The sequence below is a fragment of the Enterobacter sp. CM29 genome, from assembly GCF_013179605.1.
GTDB lineage: Bacteria > Pseudomonadota > Gammaproteobacteria > Enterobacterales > Enterobacteriaceae > Enterobacter > Enterobacter intestinihominis.
The window spans coordinates 1-7,258 of record NZ_JABMCU010000216.1 but is presented as its reverse complement, the minus strand read 5'-3'; the positions used below and the strand labels follow the sequence as shown (position 1 = coordinate 7,258).

6 protein-coding genes are annotated in these 7,258 nt (G+C 55.6%); 5 read left to right on the top strand and 1 reads right to left on the bottom strand.

Features of this window, described 5'->3' with window-relative positions:
* A partial coding sequence (lysC, locus tag HP459_RS19945) for a lysine-sensitive aspartokinase 3 (protein ID WP_171936706.1) occupies window positions 1-901 on the bottom strand: 901 nt, incomplete at its 3' end.
* Window positions 902-1,275: 374 nt separating this feature from the next.
* Between lysC and pgi the strand changes: the two genes are divergently transcribed.
* The 5 genes from pgi to HP459_RS19920 all read left to right on the top strand — a co-directional run bounded on the left by pgi (window position 1,276) and on the right by HP459_RS19920 (window position 7,066).
* Entirely contained in the window at window positions 1,276-2,925 is a 1,650-nt protein-coding gene (gene pgi / locus HP459_RS19940; protein ID WP_171936705.1) for a glucose-6-phosphate isomerase, read from the top strand.
* Between the two features lie 366 nt (window positions 2,926-3,291).
* Window positions 3,292-3,534, top strand: coding sequence for an exopolysaccharide production protein YjbE (gene yjbE, locus HP459_RS19935; protein ID WP_003860341.1), 243 nt, complete (start codon window positions 3,292-3,294; stop codon window positions 3,532-3,534).
* Window positions 3,535-3,597: 63 nt separating this feature from the next.
* Complete coding sequence (locus HP459_RS19930; protein WP_367671007.1) at window positions 3,598-4,236, top strand: YjbF family lipoprotein; 639 nt, start codon at window positions 3,598-3,600, stop codon at window positions 4,234-4,236.
* On the top strand, window positions 4,233-4,970 hold the full coding sequence (locus HP459_RS19925) for a capsule biosynthesis GfcC D2 domain-containing protein (RefSeq protein WP_171936703.1): 738 nt from the start codon (window positions 4,233-4,235) through the stop codon (window positions 4,968-4,970). The genes HP459_RS19930 and HP459_RS19925 overlap by 4 nt, the downstream gene beginning before the upstream one ends.
* The gene (locus HP459_RS19920; RefSeq protein ID WP_171936702.1) at window positions 4,970-7,066 is read left to right on the top strand and encodes a YjbH domain-containing protein; all 2,097 of its coding nucleotides are present in this window, start codon (window positions 4,970-4,972) and stop codon (window positions 7,064-7,066) included. Before HP459_RS19925 ends, HP459_RS19920 begins: the two co-directional genes overlap by 1 nt.
* The last annotated feature ends 192 nt before the right edge of the window (window positions 7,067-7,258 follow it).

Genomic DNA, 7,258 nt, shown 5'->3' with positions numbered 1-7,258 from the left:
CGCGGAACAGCGGCGGGTTCTCGGTTTTCTTGCAGACCAGCGTCCCGCCCGCCTTTGGATCTTTACTGGAGCCAACGAAGACCGGAATGTCGCTGCGCACGGCAGGCAGCAGCGTGGCCGGATGCAGCACTTTTGCGCCGAAGGTGGCCATTTCAGCCGCTTCTTCAAAGGCGATCACGTCAATGCGTTTTGCCGCAGAGACCACGCGCGGGTCGGTGGTGTAAATGCCCGGCACGTCCGTCCAGATATCCACGCGGGTGGCATGCAGGGCTTCACCCAGCAGGGCGGCGGTATAGTCGCTGCCGCCACGGCCCAGCGTGGTTGTGCGCCCTTTGGCTTCGCTGCCGATAAAGCCCTGGGTGATCACTATGCCTTCATCCAGACGCGGGGCAAGCTGCTGGTTAGTGAGCTCTGCCAAAGCTTCAACGTCCGGCTCGGCGCGGCCAAAGCGATCGCTGGTGCGCATTACTTTACGCACGTCGAACCACTGCGCCTGAATATTGCGCTCGCGCATGATCTCAACGAACAGCAGGGTGGACATCAGTTCGCCGTGGCTGACCAGTTCATCGGTTAGGGCGGTAGAGGTTGCCAGTGAAGCGGCTTCTGCCAGGGTAGTGATATTTTCCAGCAGGCGTTCCACTTCCTCACGAATGACGTTCGGGTTTTGCAGACGCTCAAGGATGTCGAACTGAATTTTGCGCAGTGCATCCAGCTTCACGAAACGCTCGGTCGCTTCCAGTCCTTCAGACAAAGAAACCAGCAGGTTCGTCACGCCGGCTGAGGCGGAGAGCACCACCAGGCGGGTATTCGGATCGGCCAGCACCACATCGGCGCTGCGGTTCATGGCAGCGTAGTCTGCCACACTGGTGCCGCCAAACTTGGCGACCACAAAACTCGTCATAACAACCTCGTGTCAGGGAATGAATAGAGCGACCTTGGCACAAGAATGAAGCGAGAACAGGTGCAGGCGCAAAATACGGCCCTATAAATAAAATGCGGGGGAGGTCCTGTCAATGCTGGGATTATGCGGATTTTTCATGGGGGGGTACCCCTCAGAAACAGGACTTATAACAGGCCCATATTTTATGCTCCTTTTTACCCCTTTTTGACCAACATTTCGCCACGCCGGAAGGGCGCGACAGCAGCTATACTTTTCGGGTCTTTTCACCTGCGTTTGATGCAGACCAGGGCAATGGCATAAAAACCATCACAATTTTTATTTGCAGGCGCTACAATCGACCGCAGTCACAATTCTCAAATCAGAAGAGTATTGCTATGAAAAACATCAACCCAACGCAGACCGCTGCATGGCAGGCACTACAGAAACATTTTGATGAAATGAAAGACGTCACTATCGCGGATCTGTTCGCGAAAGATGCCGATCGTTTCAGCAAGTTTTCCGCCACCTTCGATGACCTGATGCTGGTGGATTTCTCCAAGAACCGTATCACCAAAGAGACGCTGGCGAAGCTGCAAGATCTGGCGAAAGAGACTGAGCTGGCAGATGCCATCAAATCCATGTTCTCCGGTGAGAAGATCAACCGCACCGAAGACCGTGCCGTGCTGCACGTGGCGCTGCGCAACCGTAGCAATACTCCAATTATCGTTGACGGCAAAGATGTGATGCCGGAAGTGAACGCGGTGCTGGAAAAGATGAAAACCTTCTCTGAAGCGATCATCTCAGGTCAGTGGAAAGGCTACACCGGCAAAGCGATCACCGACGTCGTAAACATCGGTATCGGCGGCTCTGACCTCGGCCCGTTCATGGTGACCGAGGCGCTGCGCCCGTACAAAAACCATCTCAACATGCACTTCGTGTCCAACGTCGATGGGACTCACATCGCTGAAGTGCTGAAAAAGGTGAACCCGGAAACCACGCTGTTCCTGGTGGCGTCTAAAACCTTCACCACTCAGGAAACCATGACCAACGCCCACAGCGCGCGCGACTGGTTCCTGAAAACCGCGGGCGACGAAAAGCACGTGGCGAAACACTTCGCGGCGCTGTCCACCAACGGTAAAGCGGTGGGTGAGTTCGGTATTGATACTGCGAACATGTTTGAATTCTGGGACTGGGTGGGTGGCCGCTACTCACTGTGGTCTGCGATCGGTCTGTCCATCATCCTGTCCGTCGGCTTCGACAACTTCGTTGAGCTGCTCTCCGGCGCGCACGCGATGGACAAACACTTCTCCACCACCGCGCCTGAGAAAAACCTGCCGGTGCTGCTGGCGCTGATCGGGATCTGGTACAACAACTTCTTCGGCGCTGAAACCGAAGCGATTCTGCCGTACGACCAGTATATGCATCGCTTTGCGGCCTACTTCCAGCAGGGCAACATGGAATCCAACGGCAAGTACGTTGACCGTAACGGTAACGCGGTGGATTATCAGACTGGCCCAATCATCTGGGGCGAGCCGGGCACCAACGGTCAGCACGCGTTCTACCAGCTGATCCATCAGGGCACCAAAATGGTACCGTGCGATTTCATCGCCCCGGCGATTACGCACAACCCGCTTTCCGACCACCATCCGAAGCTGCTGTCTAACTTCTTCGCCCAGACCGAAGCGCTGGCGTTCGGTAAATCCCGCGAGGTGGTTGAGCAGGAGTACCGTGACCAGGGTAAAGATCCGGCTACGCTGGAACACGTTGTGCCGTTCAAAGTGTTCGAAGGCAACCGTCCAACTAACTCCATTCTGCTGCGTGAAATTACGCCGTTCAGCCTGGGCGCGCTGATTGCCCTCTACGAGCACAAGATCTTCACTCAGGGCGCTATTCTGAACATCTTCACCTTTGACCAGTGGGGCGTTGAGCTGGGCAAACAGCTGGCAAACCGCATTCTGCCAGAGCTGGGTGACGATAAAGCAATCGACAGCCACGACAGCTCCACCAATGGTCTGATTAACCGTTATAAAGCATGGCGTGCGTAATAAATATGTCATGAACAATGCCGGCGATATGCCGGCATTTTTTTATCGGATAATTCCTGATGTCTGTTAGTTATCTCAAATTCTGAATCTGAGTTTAATCCGAAAAACACGGTTACCCCGTTAATTGCTGAGGGTTATTTTAAGAAAATACGGAGTGATACTTTGATGGGTTTATATTATAACTGTTTGATAATGAATGGTTATCTATTTCAATAATTATTTTTTCTTTTCATTTTTAACCATTAGTCTGAAAACCTCATCCCTATTTACCCCCACGGTAAACCCACTGCTTTAGTTGTGTATACTCGAATCCGCCTGAATTTCTTTTCGGGCAAATCTCCATTCATTCATTGAAGGGAAATTGTTATGAAGAAAGTACTGTATGGCATTTTTGCCATATCTGCGCTTGCGGCGACGTCTGTCTATGCAGCTCCGGTCCAGGTCGGGGAAGCAGCAGGGTCGGCAGCGACGTCTGCGTCTGCGGGGAGTTCTACCGCAGCCAGCACCAGCGCCGTAAGTTCAGCCGTGGGTGTCGCGCTGGCGGCAACCGGTGGCGGTGATGGCTCCAATACCGGAACCACGACCACTACGACGACCAGCACCCAGTAATACCGGGTGTTTTAATCATAACCACACTTCGGTGTGGTTATTTCGCCCCTTCGGAGAAGAGTCGTGAAGCGACCTGCAATCATCCTGATTTGCCTGCTGTTGCAGGCGTGCTCAGCTACCACCAAAGGGCTGGGCCACTCACTGTGGGACAGCATGTTCGGCACGCCGGGCGTGCATCTGACCGATGACGAACTTCAGAACATGCCGTATGCCAGCCAGTACATGCAGCTAAACGATGGTCCGCAACTGTTTGTGGTGCTCGCTTTCGATGAAAACGGGCAGCAGAAATGGGTGACGCAGGATCAGGCCACCATCGTGACTCAGCATTCCCGAATCGTGAAAACGTTGCTCGGCGGCGACAACCTGCTTGAGGTAAACAACCTGGCTGAAGATCCGCTCATCAAGCCGAATCAGATCGTCGATGGCGCAAGCTGGACGCGCACAATGGGCTGGACCGAGCACAAACAGGTGCGCTACGCCACGGCCCGCTCCACCTTCCGCTGGGATGGTACGGACAGCGTCAAAGTGGGCAGCGACGAAACGCAGGTGCGCGTGCTGGATGAAGAGGTGAAAACCGATCAGGCCACCTGGCATAACCGCTTCTGGGTGGACGAAGAGGGGCAAATCCGCCAGTCCTTACAGTATCTCGGTGCCGGTTTCTTCCCGGTGAAGACCACCCTGATCAAGGCGGCGAAATCATGAAAATGTTCATTCACGTTGCGCTTCTCGCCAGCCTGGCCTCGCCGCTGGCGTGGTCTGCGGGAACGGTACAGGTCTACACCCCGGACAGCGAAAAACCTAAAACCTTAACCAACGCCGGGCATCTGCTCGATCTGGTGGGGCAGCCGAGGCTGGCGAAAAGCTGGTGGACCGGGGCGGTTATCAGCGAGCGTCAGGCGACGATTGTAGCGGAACAAAAACATCAGGCGCTGCTCGCCCGACTGAGCGGGCTGGCACAACAGGAAGATGCTGACGATGCCGCGGCCATTACTAGCCTGCGTCAGCAGCTTCAGGCGGTTAAGGTGACGGGGCGCCAGAAGGTGAATCTCGATCCCGACGAAGTGCGTGTCGCGGAAAACGGCAATCCGTCGCTGGAAGGGGACTATACCCTGTGGCTTCCGGCTCAGCCTTCCACCGTCACCGTGATGGGGCTTCTCAGCAGCCCTGGCAAAAAGCCGTTTACGCCGGGCCGGGACGTGGCGAGCTATCTCGACGAGCAAAGTCTGCTCAGCGGAGCGGATAAAAGCTATGCCTGGGTGGTCTATCCGGACGGGCATACGCAGAAAGCGCCGGTGGCTTACTGGAATAAACGCCATATCGAACCTATGCCAGGCAGCATCATTTTTGTCGGTTTTGCCGACCATTTCTGGACGAAAGCGTATGACGGGCTTAATGCCGATATCCTTCGCTCCCTGATACAGCGGATACCGGAATAATGAAAAAAACCTATCTCTACAGCATGCTTGCACTGTGCGTGAGTGCCGCCTGTCATGCAGAAACGTATCCGGCACCCATCGGCCCGTCGCAGTCCGATTTTGGCGGCGTGGGCTTACTGCAAACCCCGACCGCGCGTATGGCCCGCGAAGGGGAAATCAGCCTTAACTATCGCGATAACGATCAGTACCGTTACTACTCTGCGTCCGTGCAGCTGTTCCCCTGGCTGGAGACCACGCTGCGCTACACCGACGTGCGTACAAAACAGTACAGCAGCGTGGACGCCTTCTCCGGCGATCAGACCTATAAAGACAAAGCCTTCGACGTGAAGCTGCGCCTGTGGGAAGAGAGCTACTGGATGCCGCAGGTCTCCGTCGGGGCGAAAGACATTGGCGGGACCGGCCTGTTTGATGCGGAATACATCGTTGCCAGCAAAGCCTGGGGACCGTTTGATTTCTCGCTGGGTCTTGGCTGGGGCTACCTCGGCACCAGCGGCAACGTAACCAACCCGTTCTGTACCTACAGCGACAAATACTGCTACCGCGATAACAGCTATAAAAAAGCGGGTTCCATCAACGGCGACCAGATGTTCCACGGCCCGGCCTCGCTGTTTGGAGGCGTAGAGTATCAAACGCCATGGCAGCCGCTGCGCCTGAAGCTGGAGTACGAAGGCAATAACTACAGCGAAGATTTTGCCGGCAAGATTGAGCAGAAGAGCAAGTTTAACGTCGGCGCCATTTACCGCGTCACCGACTGGGCCGACGTTAACCTCAGCTATGAGCGCGGTAATACCCTGATGTTTGGCTTTACGCTGCGCACCAACTTTAACGACATGCGGCCGCGCTACAATGATAACCCGCGGCCCAAATACCAGCCGGAGCCGCAGGATGCGATCATTCATCACTCCGTGGTAGCGAACCAGCTGACGCTGCTGAAATATAACGCAGGCCTGGCGGATCCGAAGATCCAGACCAAAGGCGATACGCTGTACGTTACCGGCGAGCAGGTAAAATACCGCGACTCCCGCGAAGGGATCGAGCGCGCCAACCGGATCGTCATGAACGATCTGCCGGAGGGGATCCGCACGATCCGCGTGACGGAGAACCGTCTCAACCTGCCGCAGGTCACCACTGAAACCGATGTTGCCAGCCTTAAGCGTCATCTTGAAGGCGAACCGCTGGGACATGAAACCGAGCTGGTGCAAAAACGCGTTGAGCCGGTGGTGCCAGAGAGCACCGAGCAGGGCTGGTATATCGATAAATCCCGCTTCGATTTCCATATCGATCCGGTGCTGAACCAGTCCGTGGGTGGGCCGGAAAACTTCTACATGTATCAGCTGGGCGCGATGGCGACGGCGGATCTGTGGGTGACCGACCACCTGTTGACCACCGGTAGTCTGTTCGGCAACCTTGCCAACAACTACGACAAATTTAACTACACCAACCCGCCGAATGATTCAAAACTGCCGCGCGTGCGTACCCGCGTTCGCGAATATGTGCAGAACGATATCTACGTGAATAACCTGCAGGCCAACTACTTCCAGTACTTCGGTAACGGCTTCTACGGCCAGGTTTACGGTGGCTATCTGGAAACCATGTTCGGCGGCGCGGGGGCGGAGGTGCTTTATCGTCCCGTCGACAGTAACTGGGCGTTTGGGATTGATGCCAACTACGTGAAACAGCGTGACTGGCGCAGCGCGCAGGACATGATGAAGTTCACCGACTACAGTGTCAAAACCGGCCACCTGACCGCCTACTGGACGCCGTCGTTCGCACAGGATGTGCTGGTGAAAGCCAGCGTCGGGCAGTACCTGGCGGGCGATAAGGGCGGCACGCTGGATATCTCCAAACACTTCGACAGCGGCGTTGTGGTAGGCGGTTATGCCACCATCACCAACGTTTCGCCAGACGAGTACGGGGAAGGGGACTTCACCAAAGGGGTGTATGTGTCGATTCCGCTGGATCTGTTCTCGTCAGGCCCAACCCGCAGCCGTGCGGCAGTGGGCTGGACGCCGCTGACGCGCGACGGCGGTCAGCAGCTTGGACGTAAGTTCCAGCTGTATGATATGACCAGCGATAAGAACATTAACTTCCGCTGATGCTTGTTTGCCCGGTGGCGCTGCGCTTACCGGGCCTACGAAAGTATTTTTGTAGGCCGGGCAAACGCAGTGCCGCCCGGCAAGAATGTTCATGTGGACAAAACATAAACAAAAAATATAGATCCCCGTCACATTTTTGCGTTATACAGGAACCTCGCCCTGGAGAATGAGGTGCTGTATGACATCCCTGAC

Excerpts from the sequence above, each read along its gene's own strand:
- HP459_RS19920 (WP_171936702.1), top strand. The coding sequence starts at position 4,970 with ATGAAAAAAACCTATCTCTACAGCATGCTTGCACTGTGCGTGAGTGCC.
- HP459_RS19925 (WP_171936703.1), top strand. The coding sequence starts at position 4,233 with ATGAAAATGTTCATTCACGTTGCGCTTCTCGCCAGCCTGGCCTCGCCG.
- yjbE (WP_003860341.1), top strand. The coding sequence starts at position 3,292 with ATGAAGAAAGTACTGTATGGCATTTTTGCCATATCTGCGCTTGCGGCG.
- pgi (WP_171936705.1), top strand. The coding sequence starts at position 1,276 with ATGAAAAACATCAACCCAACGCAGACCGCTGCATGGCAGGCACTACAG.